We start from the raw sequence: 13373 nt of genomic DNA on the forward strand, positions 1-13373 counted from the left end.
ACGTTCACCAATTTAGGGTGCAATTTCCTGCCAGATCCGTATAATTGCGGCGCTTTTATTTGGTAGAGGATCGCATGACCAAAAACACACCTGTTATCACGATTGATGGCCCAAGCGGCTCGGGTAAAGGAACCGTTAGTCGAATTCTTGCCGACCAACTGGGCTGGCATTTACTCGACAGTGGCGCTATTTACCGCGTACTTGCGCTCGCAGCGTTGCATCATGGATTTGCCGCTGACGATGAAGAAAGCTTGGTAGCGTTAGCTGGTTCTTTGGATGTGAAGTTTGATGTCGAAGAAGATCCAGAGCTGACCCATATCATCTTGGAAGGCGAAGATGTGACGATGACGATTCGGACACAAGATGTCGCCAATATGGCATCAAAAGTCGCAGCATTGCCGCGTGTTCGCGAGGCGTTATTACGCCGCCAACGGGCTTTTAAAGAACTGCCAGGCTTAGTTGCCGACGGTCGCGATATGGGCACGGTCGTTTTTCCTGATGCTGCAGCGAAAATATTTTTAACGGCGAGCCCTGAAGAGCGCGCTCGTCGTCGCTTTGAGCAATTGCAGGAAAAGGGAATCGATGCTAAAATCGACCAATTAATCACCGAAATTCGTGAGCGCGATGATCGGGATACCAACCGCTCGGTTGCGCCACTGCGTGCTGCTGAGGGTTCGTTATTTATAGATTCAACGAATTTGAGCATCACGGAAGTGGTTGATCAAATTTTACAGTTTGCCCACGGCAAACTAACTCAATCTGAGACCGGTAGCTAATCGAGCTACCAGCTTAGGGGTCTGTAGCAAGGAAAGCTAACAGATCAAATTTAACAACCCCGCCATTCGGGAATGCTTGGTGGACGTACTTAACTAAAAGTAGTTAACACATATGTCAGAAAATTTTGCACAACTGTTTGAAGAAAGCCTCAAAGAGGTTGAAACTCGCCCAGGTTCTATCGTTAAAGGCACCATCGTAGCTATCAACCGTGACGTTGTTCTTGTTGACGCCGGTCTGAAATCTGAAAGTGCTATCCCAGTTGAACAATTCCGTAACGCTGAAGGCGTTGTTGAAGTTCAAGTCGGCGACGAAATCGACGTTGCTCTGGACGCGGTTGAAGACGGGTTTGGTGAAACTATCCTGTCTCGCGAGAAAGCGAAGCGCTACGAAGCTTGGTTGCAGCTTGAGAAAGCATACGAAGACCAAGAAACTGTTACTGGCTTAATCAGCGGTAAAGTTAAAGGCGGCTTCACAGTTGATTTGGGTGGCGTACGTGCGTTCTTGCCAGGTTCATTGGTAGACGTTCGTCCGGTTCGTGAAACCACACACCTCGAAAACAAAGAATTAGAGTTCAAAGTTATCAAGCTTGACCAGAAGCGCAACAACGTTGTTGTTTCACGTCGTGCGGTTATTGAAACTGAGAACAGTGCAGAGCGCGATGAGTTGCTTGAGAACCTACAAGAAGGCCAAGAAGTTAAAGGTATCGTTAAGAACCTGACTGATTACGGCGCATTCGTAGACTTAGGCGGCGTAGACGGCTTGTTGCACATCACCGACATGGCTTGGAAACGCGTGAAGCACCCAAGCGAAGTTGTGAACGTTGGTGACGAAATCAACGTGAAAGTATTGAAGTTTGATCGTGACCGTACTCGCGTATCGTTGGGTCTGAAGCAGTTAGGTGCTGATCCATGGGCTGATATCGCAGCACGTTACCCAGAAGGTCATCGTTTGACTGGTCGCGTAACCAACTTAACTGACTATGGTTGCTTCGTTGAAATCGAAGAAGGCGTTGAAGGTTTGGTTCACGTTTCTGAAATGGATTGGACCAACAAGAACGTACATCCTTCTAAAGTTGTTAACTTGGATGACGTTGTTGAAGTTATGGTTCTTGAAATCGACGAAGAACGTCGTCGTATTTCACTTGGCCTGAAACAGTGTAAAGCTAACCCATGGGAAGAGTTCGCGAAGAACTTCAACAAGGGCGATAAAGTGTCAGGTAAGATCAAGTCAATCACTGATTTCGGTATCTTCATCGGTCTTGATGGCGGCATCGACGGTTTGGTTCACTTGTCAGACATTAGCTGGAACGCAACTGGTGAAGAAGCGGTTCGTGACTTCAAGAAAGGCGAAGAAGTTACTGCTGTGGTATTACAAGTTGATGCTGAGCGTGAGCGTATTTCTTTGGGTATCAAACAACTTGAAGAAGATCCGTTTAACAATTACCTAGCAGCTAACAAAAAAGGTGCTATTGTTAAAGGTAAGGTCATCGAAGTTGATGCTAAAGGCGCTAAAGTTGAGCTAGCTGATAGTGTTGAAGGTTACATTCGCGTAGCTGACATTTCACGTGATCGCGTTGAAGACGCTACCACTGAATTGAAAGTAGGCGACGAAGTTGAAGCTCGTTTCATGGGCGTAGACCGTAAAAACCGTACCTTGAGCCTGTCAATTCGCGCGAAAGACGAAGTTGAAGAGAAAGAAGCTCTTGAGTCTGTGAACAAGCAACAAGACGAAGCTGACTTCACAAACGCAATGGCTGAAGCCTTCAAAGCGGCTAAGAGCGACGACTAAAATAAGCTGAACGTGGGCTTGATGCATTGACGCATTTGTAGAGGAGCATGTGATGACAAAATCGGAACTGATTACCCAGTTAACGAAGTTGTACCCAGAGCTTTCTCCGCGTCAGGTTGAAGATGCGGTGAAAGAACTAATCGAACAGATGGCGCAATATATGGCCTCTGGTGGACGTATTGAAATACGTGGCTTCGGTAGTTTTTCACTGCATTATCGAGCTCCACGTGAAGGGCGAAATCCGAAAACCGGTGAAAAAGTGCAGCTTGAAGCTAAACATGTACCGCACTTCAAACCGGGTAAAGAGCTGCGAGAGCGGGTTGATAATCTCGGATAATTTAACGTCGAGTTAACGAAAACGGCATGCTATAGTAAGCATGCCGTTTTTTTATATGCGCAAGACAGGAAAGAATATGATTCGATTCATTTTTGTTAGCCTTCCTTTAATAGTTTTATTCCTGATAGCCGTTGCTTTTGGTGCATTGAATAAGCAAGTGATTGCGGTTGATTTTATTGTCGCGCAACAACAAATCAGTGTGGCTACATTAACTGCGGTATTTTTAGCGGTAGGCTTCATCATTGGCCTGTTAAGTATGCTGGGCGCGCAATGGATGCTACGTCGCGATGTGCGCAAATTGAAAAAACAATTGGTGAATTCTAAGAGCTCGGCTTAATGTTAGAATTACTGTTTCTGTTACTTCCGGTTGCTGCTGCCTATGGCTGGTTCATGGGGCGTAACAGTGTTCGTAACGAAAATCGGCAAGAACAAGAACAGTTTTCTCGTCAATACGTTACCGGTTTGCACTTATTGCTTTCCGATCAACCCGACAAAGCGGTTGATCTATTTATAGAATTACTCGACGTCGATTCCGATACGCTAGAAACGCACTGGGCACTAGGTAAACTCTTCCGCCGTCGTGGTGAACTCGATCGGGCAATTAAAATCCACCAAAACCTTACTTCACGACCAACGATTAGCGAGCAAGATAGACGCCAAGCGATGTTCGAGTTAGGGCTCGACTATCTGGCTGCTGGCATTTATGACCGTGCCGAAGAAATGTTATTGGCATTGCACAACGATAAGCAGTTTCGTGAAGCCTGCCAGCGACATTTACTGGAATTATATGAATCGACCCATGAATGGGACAAGGCAATCAAAGTCGCTTTGAAGTTAATGCGTTATGATCGCAGTGCGGAACTGTTGGTCGCACAATTGTACTGTGAGCTAGCTGAGCGTCAAAACGAAACGGAGCAAACTGAAAAGTACTATTTAAAGGCGCGCCAGCATGATCCGGATTGTGTGCGCGCAGCTCTTGCATTGGGACGCATGTGGTATAACCAAGGGTTATATCGTAAAGCACAAAAGATATTGGTTGGGATTCTTGACGAAGACGCCGAGTTTATCAGCGAAGCGTTACCACTTATAAAGGCCTGTTTTGATGAATTACAGGATATTGGTGGACTGATTCAATTCTTGCATCAGTGCGTCAAATCTGCGCACTCAACCTCGGCGGCCGTGATGTTGTCAGAAATGATTGCCCGTGAAAATGGCGTTGAAGCAGCGGAGCAGTTTGTTCAAAACACCTTATTAGAAAATCCGACCATGAAAGGCTTCCATAAGTTGATGGATTTTCATATCCGAGCTGCCGATGTTGGTAAAGCACGTGACAGCCTCAAAATGTTGCAACGAATGGTGCAACAACAAATGCAACAGCGGCCGAAATATCGTTGCCGTCATTGTGGTTTTTCTGGAAGTACCCTGTATTGGCATTGTCCGTCATGCCGCACGTGGGGTGAAATTAAGCCTATTATTGGGTTGGATGGAGAATAGATGACTCAGCAATCACTCATATTTGTCGCTCTAGATTACGCAGATGCAAAATCAGCATGGCCGTTGATTAATCAATTATCACCAGAGCAGTGTGGTCTCAAAGTTGGCAAAGAACTGTTTACCAGTGCCGGGCCTGATTTTGTTCGAGAGCTTGTTAAACGTGGCTTTAAGGTCTTTCTCGATCTTAAGTTTCACGATATTCCGACGACAGTGAATAAAGCCGTTCGTGCTGCAGCAGAATTAGGTGTATGGATGGTCAACGTTCATGCAAGCGGCGGGCGGCGTATGCTTGAGGCTGCGCGTGATGCCGTAGCTAATATGCCCAATCGTCCCTATGTTATTGCCGTAACGGTATTAACCAGTATGACGGCAGAGGATTTACGTGAAGTTGGCATTGATACCTCGCCGGCTGAGCATGTGATTAAACTCGCGCAATTAACCAAATCAGCAGGTCTTGATGGCGTTGTATGTTCAGCATGGGAAGCTGAGGCGATTGCTGCAGCGTGCGGAAAAGGCTTCTTGAGAGTGACACCTGGCATTCGGCCGGTGGGAGCCGAACAAGGTGATCAACGTCGCATCATGACCCCGCCGGAAGCCGCCGCTTTGGGCATTGAAGTGTTAGTCATTGGTCGTCCAATTACGCAAGCGACGGATCCGGTGGCCGCATTAAAGCAAATACAGTTATCGCTGACAGCTTAATCCGCTTTAATTCGTCGCGCTCGTTAGCGACTCCTTCTAAACTCTCTCATATGTCCCCAGACGCGCTCTGGGGATGCTTTAGGTACCGGTAAACACGGGTGCCAATGAACTTAAATTACTGAGGAGAGTTTATGTTACGGAAAACACTGATTTTCACATCAATGCTTGCGCCTCTGGTGATGCTCTCACCATTGCATGCAGCTCCGGTTGTGGCGCCTCTGCAAGCAGCAAGCCAGAGCGCTTCAATTAATATTAATACGGCCGATGCAGAGCAATTAGCCTATGCATTGACGGGCGTAGGTATTAAGCGGGCTAAAGATATCGTCAAACTTCGTGAAGAATTGGGGCAATTTAGTGATATTAATCAGTTGATGCAGGTGAAAGGCATTGGGCCGCGTATGCTGGAGCTGAATAAAGATCGCATTGTGCTTTAAGAGCAAGAGCGATATTAGATATTAGCTATTAGATATTAATGGTTAGCGGGTGGTCTCGGTTACGCGGTGAGCGAGGCCAAACGCTTTCGGTGAAGGCGCCACGCGATAATGCCGCCCGCAAGCCCAGCTAGATGTATATAACCATAGTCGCTGCCAGCACTAAGTAATATTGCACTGTGCATTGCCCCCATCATTTCTAATAAAACCTTCAATACGAGTAAACCAATGACAAGCGGCGACAACCAGTCGGTTCGAGCGTAATTCTGTTGCGACCATTCAAGTAATAAGCTCGTAAGCAATAAACCATGGATAAGTGCGGATAAACCAACAAAACGCTCGGGTGTGCCAAGTAGCCATACAACCGTGGTACAAATAACCATAATAACAATCACGGCGTTGAACCAAGTGCGCACGGTGTAGTGGTGCGCAAAGAAAACCGTCACGATAACCAAAGCGATAGCATTGGTAACCGCATGAGTCGTGTCAAGGTGGAATATATGGGCCGTAAAAAAGCGCCATGGTTCTTGCCAAATAACCTGAGCATAATAGTCATATTGGTCGAGAAGCGAACTCGTTTCAGCTTGATAAAACGGCAACCAGATGGCAATGACGGCAATAATTATTGCGCAAATGATAACTTGAATTCGCTCCGACATATGCGACCTTTTTATGATTGTTCTGAACGGTTTGAACCCGTATGATAAGTTGTTATTCGCGTGGCTGTAAACCGAAAGCAGCCGAGATTTCGCTTAATTAGGATAATAACCATGCGCTATTTGATGTTGTTCGCTGCCGTCGCTATTTCAGCGTGTAGCGATGTTGCCCCGACTAACGTCGACAAAACCACCGCCCTTGACCCCGAAGCTTCGACTGGATTTGTTGAAAAATCAGGAGTGAGTGCTTCGAACTATATGGTCGCAGCCGCCACCCCGGCCGCTGCGAAAGCAGGTGAAACCGTGTTAGCTGCAGGTGGCAGTGCGATTGATGCCGCGGTAGCCGTGCAAGCGATGCTGACTTTAACTGAGCCCCAATCATCTGGCCTTGGTGGTGGTGGCTTTATGCTTTATTGGGATGCCGACGAGCAAAAGCTTTATACGATTGATGCGCGTGAAACGGCGCCACTTGCTGCGACACCAGAGCTATTTTTAGATGCTCAAGGTAAACCACCGAAACAATTTATGGATGCGGTGACGGGCGGGCGCTCGGTCGGAACACCGGGGATATTACGTGGCTTGGAAATGGCGCATCAACGCTGGGGCAACTTAGCTTGGCCTGAGTTATTTACGGAAACTATCGAGCGTGCAGAGCAGGGTTTTGTGGTAGGTGAACGGTTACAACGATTACTGGAATTAAAGCTCAGTCCAGGCTTATTAGAAATGGCGCCAGGCAATGCCTATTTCTACCCAAATGGACAAGCGTTACAAGCAGGTTCGCTTAAGCAAAACCCAGAGTACGCGCAAACTTTAAGAGTAATTGCTGAACAAGGTGCTGATGCCTTTTATCGCGGTGATATTGCGAAGGAGATTGTGTCAGCAGTACAAAACTCAGACATTAATCCCGGAAAATTAGCATTGGATGATCTCGCAAATTATGACGCAATCATTCGTGAGCCAGTGTGTGCTGAATATCGGGTTTATGAAGTGTGCGGTATGGGACCACCAAGTTCCGGTGGCCTCACTGTATTGCAAATATTAGGTATTCTTGAAAACTTTCCAGTTAGCGAGTGGGAAGTTAATTCGGAGAATGCTGTTCATCATTTCACTCAAGCCTCGCGATTAGCGTTCGCCGATCGTAATCGTTACATTGCAGATAGCGACTTTGTTGATGTGCCGGTAACGGAACTGTTAAACAAAAATTATTTGCGTGAACGTGCAGCACTGATTCAAGCTCGTGATATGGGTAAAGCGCAACCGGGCGTATTTGCGCAGTATAGTTATGCGAACGACCAATCTCCGGAATTCCCAAATACCACACATGTAAGTATTGTCGATGCTGAAGGTAACGTATTTTCGATGACTTCCAGTATCGAAATGGGCTTTGGCTCAGGTGTGATGGCTGCGGGCTTCTTATTGAATAACCAATTAACCGACTTCTCAATCGTCCCTGAGGTGAACGGAGAACTGGTTGCTAACCGTGTTGAAGCCGGCAAACGTCCACGTAGCTCAATGTCACCAATGATGATTTTCAATGCCGCTGGAAAACCTATCCATGCGGTTGGTTCGCCAGGTGGTGCTCGTATTATTAATTATGTTGCACAAACGCTTGTCGGTTTGCTCGATTGGAATCTTGATATGCAAGCCGCTATCGATCTGCCACATGTGACAAACCTGAACGGTGTGACGAGTTTAGAACGGGGCACAGCCATCGAGCAACTCGCAGAGACATTGCGTCAACGCGGTCATGAAGTGAAAGTTCAAGACTTAAATAGTGGCTTACATGGCATTAGTTTGTTGAGCGACGGGACCCTTTATGGAGGCGCAGATCCACGTCGTGAGGGTATTGCAGTAGGGCATTAATTGTGAACAACGGTGACTAGGTAATAAATTTTACCCAGTCGCCGTATCCGCGCTTTTCCATTTCTTCCAACGGAATGAATTCCACCGCAGCGGAGTTAACGCAGTGCCGTGTACCGAGCGGTAAAGGTCCGTCGTTAAAGACATGACCCAAATGCGAGTCAGCGTTCGTACTTCTAATTTCTGTGCGAACCATACCGAACTTTAAATCCTGATGTTCAGTAACCGCTTGTTCGGTAATGGTTTTTGTGAAGCTTGGCCAGCCGCAGCTGGAATCAAACTTATCTGCTGAGGAGTAGAGAGGCTCGCCGCTGACAATATCAACGTATATACCGCGGCGCTTTTCATTCCAATAGGCATTCTGAAAGGGGGGCTCAGTGCCATCTTCTTGCGTCACGTAGTACTGCATCTCAGAAAGGCGCTGCTTAAGCTCTTCTGGTGATGGTTTGTTTGACGATCCCATACTATTTAGCCAACTTGTTTGGGACGATTATTGGCAAAAGGCGGCCAGCCCATTGTCACGCCTGCAAGCAAATGCAAGTGAATATGATAAACCGATTGACCGCCATCTTCGTTGCAGTTCATTACCACGCGATAACCGTCTTTCGCAAAGCCAAACTGCTGTGCTAAACGCGCAGCAACCACATATAGATGCCCAACTAACTCACGGTCTGATTCTTCAATATCGTTAATGGTGGCAATTTGCTTTTTGGGAATAATTAACACGTGCACTGGGGCTTGCGGATTAATATCTTTGAAGGCCAAACTGAGCTCGTCTTCGTAGACAATTTCTGCAGGTATTTCCTTGGCAATAATCTTGTCAAAAATAGTTGTACTCATGCCATCCACCTCAACTTCATCGAATGAATAAATAAGCCATTTGTTTCATAACTCATTACTTAAACTTATAGTAACGAACTCAACCGCGAAGTACCAATCCCTTCAAATACAATGATTCGGGGAAGTTTGTTCGCACTGGGTGATCGGCGCCTTGATATAAACGCTCAATAATATGCAAAGGTCGCTTTGCATCTAATGCAGCATCGGCAACAACCTTTTGGAATAATTCGCCAGAGAGTAACCCGGAGCAAGAAAATGTCAGGAGAGTACCACCTGGTTTCAAAATCATACAAGCAAGACGGTTTATATCTTTATAACCACGACATGCACGCATGAGGTTTGCTTTACTATCAACAAACTTTGGTGGATCGAGCACGATCACATCGAAACGCTCGCCACTTTGATAAAACTTGCGTAACGCTTCAAAGACATCTTCTTGTTGATTATTCAGCCGAGTTGTCGCCAAGTGGTTTCGTTCGTGATTACGAATCGCTTGGTCAAGTGCGGGTGCCGAAACATCGAGGTTAACGACTTCTGCTGCTCCAGCTGCGGCGGCATACAAACCGAAACCGCCGGTATAACTGAACGCATTGAGTACACGTTTACCTGCGACATATTTCTGAATTGCTGCGCGACTATCTCGTTGATCAAGGTAATAACCGGTTTTGTGACCCGTTTGGATATCAACCCCGAGTTCAAGGCCGTTTTCTTCTATCCAAACTGTCCCTGGTGGCAATTCGCCATCATGGCTATAAAGCAGCTGTACGATAGGTGCCAAGCCTTCTTTTTGTCGTACATCGACATCTGAGCGTTCAAAAATATTGCATTCAGGGAACAACTCGCGGAGTGCATTAACAATGGCATCACGCCAAAAATCGGCACCGGTGCTTAAGAGCTGACAAACCAGCCAGTTATCATATTTATCAATCGTGATGCCGGGTAATTGATCGGCCTCAGCAGCAACTAAGCGATAAGCATTACTACGAATGCTTAAACCGTCACGTAAATGCTTTGCCGCGGCAATACGCGCTTTAAAAAAGTCGGCGTTGATCACTTCATTTTGCTGAAAGCTCCAGACGCGCGCACGAATTTGCGACTGTGGCGACCATGCAGCATAACCAAGCCAATCGCCATCGGCGCTATGCACTGACACCGTTTCACCTGCTTTGGGTGTACCTTTCACTCGCGCAATAGCGCCGCTGAACACCCAAGGATGTAAACGGCGTAATGATTTTTCCTTACCTGCCAGCAGGTGTACAGTTGCCACCATTATTTCACACGCATCCCAGGCTTCGCGCCATCATGAGGATTGAGGATGAAGAGTTCTTCGCCACCTGGGCCTGCAGCTAACACCATACCTTCTGACATACCAAAACGCATTTTACGCGGTGCTAAATTTGCCACCATCACGGTATGTTGACCAATCAGTTTTTCCGGCGCATAGGCTGACTTAATTCCAGCAAAAACTTGACGTGTCTCACCACCTAAATCGAGTGTTAGTTTCAATAACTTATCGGCGCCTTCAACATGTTCGGCATTAGCAATCAAAGCCACGCGCAAATCGACTTTAGCAAAGTCGTCATAATTGATTTCTGCGCTAATCGGATCGCGAACCAATTCGCCGTTGCTCTTCGTCGCTGTTGCATTAGCTTCGTTTTGTGCTTTTGAATCGTCAATCATGGCTTCAACTTTTTCCATTTCAATTCGTTGTAATAGGGCTTTAAACGGGGTAATGGCGTGATCTTTTAAGATAACTTGGTGGCTCGCCCATTCAAATTTATCATTTAAGAACGCTTGCACGCGCTCCGCTAATGCTGGCACAACCGGTGTGAGATAGATCATCAATAGACGGAAAAGATTAATCCCAATCGAGCAAATCTCATGCACTTCTTGTGCTTTGGCTGGGTCTTTAATTAATTGCCACGGCTCTTTCTCAGCAATATAGAAATTGGCTTTATCGGCAAGCGCCATAATGTCACGCATTGCCTTTGAAAATTCACGCTTTTCATAGGCTTGTGCAATGCCTTCAGCAGCCGCTTGGAATTCATCGATCAAGCTTGTATCGCTAATCGCCGAAGCTAATTTACCGTCGAATTTCTTACTGATAAACCCAGCGCAACGACTCGCGATATTCACCACTTTACCAACCAAGTCGGCATTAACACGTTGGGTAAAATCGGTCAGGTTTAAATCTAAGTCATCAATACGATTTGTTAGTTTAGCGGCAAAATAGTAACGCAAGTAATCTGGATCTAGGTGATCAAGATAAGTACGCGCCATCACAAACGTACCTTTGGATTTCGACATCTTCGTACCGTTCACGGTAATAAAGCCGTGCGCCCAAACGTTTGTTGGTTGACGGAAGTTCGCACCCTTGAGCATGGATGGCCAGAATAAACTGTGGAAATAAATGATGTCTTTACCGATAAAATGGTACAGCTCAGCATCGCTATCGACTTGCCAATAGGTATCAAAATCGGCTTTGCCGGTGGTATTACAGTAATGCTTGAAGCTACCCATGTAGCCAATAGGGGCATCCAGCCAAACATAAAAATACTTACCCGGAGCATCTGGAATTTCGAAGCCGAAGTAGGGGGCGTCACGACTGATGTCCCACATTTGCAGACCTGACTCAAACCATTCATTCAGCTTGTTTGCCATCTCATCTTGCAGTGAACCTGAACGCGTCCACTCTTTCAGCATGTTTTCAAATGCTGGCAAATCAAAGAAATAGTGCTCAGATTGACGCAGCTCCGGAGTCGCTCCCGATACCGCAGATTTTGGATTTTTCAGTTCAGTTGGTGCGTAAGTCGCGCCACAAACGTCGCAGTTATCACCATATTGGTCAGTAGCGCCACATTTCGGGCAGTCGCCTTTCACAAAGCGATCCGGCAGGAACATTTGTTTTTGCGGATCATAAAGTTGCTCAATCGTCTTTGTTTTGATGTAACCATTATCGCGCAAACGGGTATAAATGAGCTCCGCGAGCTCACGGTTTTCTTCACTATGCGTAGAATGATAATGATCAAAGGCAACATGGAAATCGGCAAAGTCAGCTTGGTGCGCAGCATTCATTTCAGCAATCATCTGCTCTGGCTCAATACCTAATTGTTGCGCTTTGAGCATAATTGGCGTGCCGTGTGCGTCATCGGCACATACATAGTGGCATTCGTGACCACGAAGCTTTTGAAAACGCACCCAAATGTCAGCTTGAATGTAACCCAACATGTGGCCGATATGAATTGGACCATTGGCATACGGTAATGCGTTGGTGACCAGAATTTTGCGTGTTGCTGTTGGCATGAATGTTTCCATTAATTCTGCGTTACTGAAAGGCTTGAAGTGTACCTGAATCAGCGCTGGCAATCCAGCCGAAGTCACCGTATCATGCGGGTTCATGCGAGTTGTGGGAGAACTAAATGTTTGGTCGTTTTAAAAAGTCAAAGAATCAAGAATCCTCGCTATCCCAACAGCAACTGAGTAATGCTTTAGCGCAAGTTAGTTTGCCGCACTGGCCAACACCGGTTCCGCCGGAGTGGATTACGGTAGACGGGCAGCATGCGCAACTAACTGTGCCTTTTGCGGCTGATAACAGCATTTTAGAACCACTTAAGCAGCACCCAGAGCTAGGTCAATTGAGTTGGTCATTACAGCGAAATATAGCCAAACTCCCAAACTCACAGCCGGAGTTACCGTTGACCTTCGGCAATATCATTGTCGTTTCATCGGGGAAAGGTGGTGTTGGGAAATCATCTGTTAGTGTCCAGCTTGCTCTTGCGTTGCACCAACTTGGTGCAAATGTCGGCATTCTCGATGCCGATGTTTACGGGCCATCGTTGCCAACCATGTTAGGCGGTCAGGAGCAAAAGCTTGAGATTAATGCGCAACAAAAAATGATTCCACATCAGCGTCACGGCATTTGGGTAAGTTCGCTTGGTTATCTGACCGACACTAAAGACGCGGCTATCTGGCGCGGGCCGATGGCGAGTGCGGCGTTACAACAATTGTTCCGTGATACCAAATGGCCTCGACTCGATTATTTAATTGTCGATATGCCACCGGGTACCGGCGATATCCAATTAACGTTCGCGCAAAAGCTTCCCATTACCGGTGCAGTAATCGTTACCACTCCACAAACGGTTGCATTGGCTGATGCTGAGAAGGGCATCACCATGTTCCGTAAGGTCGGCGTGCCGATTACTGGTTTGATTGAGAATATGAGCTATTACCAATGTAGCCAATGCGGACATCGCGATGCTATCTTTGGATCCGATGGCGGCGCCAGTGTTGCGCAACGAGAACAAGTCCCGTTGCTTGGCCAGTGGCCTTTGGACGCGCGGATTCGCGCTGGACTTGATGAGGGTAAACCATTGGTTGCTGAACAGCCTGAGCATGAGCTGAGTGTGATGATGAAAAACAGTGCATACCAGTTAGCTGTTGAGCTATATCGTCAAGCACAAACCCGACAGCCGGCAACACGATAATAATCAA

At 46.8% G+C, this 13373-nt stretch carries 14 protein-coding genes; 9 read left to right on the plus strand and 5 right to left on the minus strand.

Annotation, left to right across the window (positions count from 1 at the left end):
• Positions 1 to 74: 74 nt before the first annotated feature.
• The 7 genes from cmk to BM292_RS02175 all read left to right on the plus strand — a co-directional run bounded on the left by cmk (position 75) and on the right by BM292_RS02175 (position 5529).
• A complete protein-coding gene (gene cmk, locus BM292_RS02145; RefSeq protein ID WP_092854813.1) occupies positions 75 to 776 on the plus strand; it encodes a (d)CMP kinase in 702 nt (233 codons plus the stop codon).
• Between the two features lie 112 nt (positions 777 to 888).
• The gene (rpsA, locus tag BM292_RS02150) at positions 889 to 2565 is read left to right on the plus strand and encodes a 30S ribosomal protein S1 (RefSeq protein WP_092854815.1); all 1677 of its coding nucleotides are present in this window, start codon (positions 889 to 891) and stop codon (positions 2563 to 2565) included.
• Between the two features lie 52 nt (positions 2566 to 2617).
• The gene (locus BM292_RS02155; RefSeq protein ID WP_092854817.1) at positions 2618 to 2902 is read left to right on the plus strand and encodes an integration host factor subunit beta; all 285 of its coding nucleotides are present in this window, start codon (positions 2618 to 2620) and stop codon (positions 2900 to 2902) included.
• Between the two features lie 76 nt (positions 2903 to 2978).
• Positions 2979 to 3239 (plus strand): lipopolysaccharide assembly protein LapA domain-containing protein, encoded by a 261-nt coding sequence (locus tag BM292_RS02160; RefSeq protein ID WP_165383888.1) that lies wholly within the window; start codon positions 2979 to 2981, stop codon positions 3237 to 3239.
• Complete coding sequence (gene lapB / locus BM292_RS02165; RefSeq protein WP_092854821.1) at positions 3239 to 4396, plus strand: lipopolysaccharide assembly protein LapB; 1158 nt, start codon at positions 3239 to 3241, stop codon at positions 4394 to 4396. The genes BM292_RS02160 and lapB overlap by 1 nt, the downstream gene beginning before the upstream one ends.
• The gene (gene pyrF, locus BM292_RS02170; RefSeq protein WP_092854823.1) at positions 4397 to 5095 is read left to right on the plus strand and encodes an orotidine-5'-phosphate decarboxylase; all 699 of its coding nucleotides are present in this window, start codon (positions 4397 to 4399) and stop codon (positions 5093 to 5095) included.
• Between the two features lie 131 nt (positions 5096 to 5226).
• Positions 5227 to 5529 carry a ComEA family DNA-binding protein gene (locus BM292_RS02175; RefSeq protein WP_092854825.1) on the plus strand — a complete coding sequence of 101 codons (303 nt, stop codon included), beginning with the start codon at positions 5227 to 5229 and terminating at the stop codon, positions 5527 to 5529.
• Positions 5530 to 5588: 59 nt separating this feature from the next.
• Here the strand turns inward: BM292_RS02175 and BM292_RS02180 are convergent, their stop codons facing one another.
• The gene (locus tag BM292_RS02180; RefSeq protein ID WP_092854827.1) at positions 5589 to 6185 is read right to left on the minus strand and encodes a rhomboid family intramembrane serine protease; all 597 of its coding nucleotides are present in this window, start codon (positions 6183 to 6185) and stop codon (positions 5589 to 5591) included.
• A 111-nt stretch (positions 6186 to 6296) separates the two neighbouring features.
• Here BM292_RS02180 and ggt point away from each other — a divergent pair, with 111 nt between their 5' ends.
• A complete protein-coding gene (gene ggt, locus BM292_RS02185) occupies positions 6297 to 8045 on the plus strand; it encodes a gamma-glutamyltransferase (protein ID WP_092854829.1) in 1749 nt (582 codons plus the stop codon).
• A gap of 16 nt (positions 8046 to 8061) precedes the next feature.
• Here the strand turns inward: ggt and msrB are convergent, their stop codons facing one another.
• From msrB to metG, 4 genes are all read right to left on the minus strand, one after another.
• On the minus strand, positions 8062 to 8505 hold the full coding sequence (msrB, locus tag BM292_RS02190; RefSeq protein WP_092854831.1) for a peptide-methionine (R)-S-oxide reductase MsrB: 444 nt from the start codon (positions 8503 to 8505) through the stop codon (positions 8062 to 8064).
• 5 nt (positions 8506 to 8510) lie between these two features.
• The gene (locus BM292_RS02195; RefSeq protein WP_092854833.1) at positions 8511 to 8882 is read right to left on the minus strand and encodes a histidine triad nucleotide-binding protein; all 372 of its coding nucleotides are present in this window, start codon (positions 8880 to 8882) and stop codon (positions 8511 to 8513) included.
• A 79-nt stretch (positions 8883 to 8961) separates the two neighbouring features.
• Positions 8962 to 10152, minus strand: coding sequence for a class I SAM-dependent rRNA methyltransferase (locus tag BM292_RS02200; RefSeq protein ID WP_092854835.1), 1191 nt, complete (start codon positions 10150 to 10152; stop codon positions 8962 to 8964).
• On the minus strand, positions 10152 to 12185 hold the full coding sequence (metG, locus tag BM292_RS02205; RefSeq protein ID WP_092856854.1) for a methionine--tRNA ligase: 2034 nt from the start codon (positions 12183 to 12185) through the stop codon (positions 10152 to 10154). Before metG ends, BM292_RS02200 begins: the two co-directional genes overlap by 1 nt.
• A 116-nt stretch (positions 12186 to 12301) precedes the next feature.
• Here metG and apbC point away from each other — a divergent pair, with 116 nt between their 5' ends.
• Positions 12302 to 13366, plus strand: a complete 1065-nt coding sequence (gene apbC / locus BM292_RS02210; RefSeq protein WP_092854837.1) for an iron-sulfur cluster carrier protein ApbC — start codon at positions 12302 to 12304, stop codon at positions 13364 to 13366.
• Positions 13367 to 13373 lie beyond the last annotated feature (7 nt).

This window comes from Pseudidiomarina tainanensis (genome assembly GCF_900115255.1).
Classification (GTDB): Bacteria; Pseudomonadota; Gammaproteobacteria; order Enterobacterales; family Alteromonadaceae; genus Pseudidiomarina; species Pseudidiomarina tainanensis.

Bases quoted from the DNA above. Each gene is read 5' to 3' on its own strand.
- cmk (WP_092854813.1), top strand. From the start codon at position 75: ATGACCAAAAACACACCTGTTATCACGATTGATGGCCCAAGCGGCTCG.
- rpsA (WP_092854815.1), top strand. From the start codon at position 889: ATGTCAGAAAATTTTGCACAACTGTTTGAAGAAAGCCTCAAAGAGGTT.
- BM292_RS02155 (WP_092854817.1), top strand. From the start codon at position 2,618: ATGACAAAATCGGAACTGATTACCCAGTTAACGAAGTTGTACCCAGAG.
- BM292_RS02160 (WP_165383888.1), top strand. From the start codon at position 2,979: ATGATTCGATTCATTTTTGTTAGCCTTCCTTTAATAGTTTTATTCCTG.
- lapB (WP_092854821.1), top strand. From the start codon at position 3,239: ATGTTAGAATTACTGTTTCTGTTACTTCCGGTTGCTGCTGCCTATGGC.
- pyrF (WP_092854823.1), top strand. From the start codon at position 4,397: ATGACTCAGCAATCACTCATATTTGTCGCTCTAGATTACGCAGATGCA.
- BM292_RS02175 (WP_092854825.1), top strand. From the start codon at position 5,227: ATGTTACGGAAAACACTGATTTTCACATCAATGCTTGCGCCTCTGGTG.
- BM292_RS02180 (WP_092854827.1), bottom strand. From the start codon at position 6,185: ATGTCGGAGCGAATTCAAGTTATCATTTGCGCAATAATTATTGCCGTC.
- ggt (WP_092854829.1), top strand. From the start codon at position 6,297: ATGCGCTATTTGATGTTGTTCGCTGCCGTCGCTATTTCAGCGTGTAGC.
- msrB (WP_092854831.1), bottom strand. From the start codon at position 8,505: ATGGGATCGTCAAACAAACCATCACCAGAAGAGCTTAAGCAGCGCCTT.
- BM292_RS02195 (WP_092854833.1), bottom strand. From the start codon at position 8,882: ATGAGTACAACTATTTTTGACAAGATTATTGCCAAGGAAATACCTGCA.
- BM292_RS02200 (WP_092854835.1), bottom strand. From the start codon at position 10,152: ATGGTGGCAACTGTACACCTGCTGGCAGGTAAGGAAAAATCATTACGC.
- metG (WP_092856854.1), bottom strand. From the start codon at position 12,185: ATGCCAACAGCAACACGCAAAATTCTGGTCACCAACGCATTACCGTAT.
- apbC (WP_092854837.1), top strand. From the start codon at position 12,302: ATGTTTGGTCGTTTTAAAAAGTCAAAGAATCAAGAATCCTCGCTATCC.